The sequence below is a fragment of the Mycobacterium sp. ABE4_509 genome (assembly GCF_056160785.1).
Genome location: NZ_JBSWXU010000333.1, coordinates 1 through 578, shown reverse-complemented (window position 1 = coordinate 578; position 578 = coordinate 1). Strand labels below are relative to the sequence as shown.

Below are 578 nucleotides of genomic sequence, written 5' to 3'. Positions count from 1 at the left end.
TCATGTGTTTCTCCTATGTCAAGCCGCTGCCAGTTGGCAAGGCTCTTGACGGTTGTTGTGGTCTGTGTGGAGGTGGCCGAAGACGACTCGTGCCAGGCGGCGTTTGAGGCAGCGCAGGGCTTCGGTGGTGGAGTCTCCTTGGGCCAAGCGGTGGCGGTAGTACGCCTGACCGAGGCCGTCGAGGCGGATCTGGGTGACTGCGATGCGGTGCAGGGCGGCGTTGAGTTGGCGGTTGCCCGAGCGGGTCATCCGGACCCGTCCGCGGGTGTTGCCCGACCACACCGGAACCGGCGCCACCCCGGCGTGACGGGCGAAGGCCGCCTCGCTTTTGAACCGGGTGACCCCGGCGGCCTCACCGACCAGTTTGGCCGCGGTCAGCTCCCCACAGCCCGGCATGGCCAGCAAGACCGGCGCGACCTTTCGCACACGTTCGCCTATACGTTTGGCCAACGCATTGATCGTCTCGGTGAGACGGGTGATGTCGGCCAACTCGTCGCGGGCCAACTCGGCCACGATTCCGGTTTGGGTGTCCAGCCAATCACCCAGCAGCCCCCGATGCTTGGCCAGATCCAGCGAGC

The 578-nt window shown here is 66.3% G+C and carries 1 protein-coding gene; it reads right to left on the bottom strand.

What is annotated here, in order from left to right; translation table 11 throughout:
* Positions 1 to 18: 18 nt before the first annotated feature.
* On the bottom strand, positions 19 to 578 hold a 560-nt coding region (locus tag ACXAID_RS28340; protein WP_475025466.1), incomplete at its 5' end, for a transposase.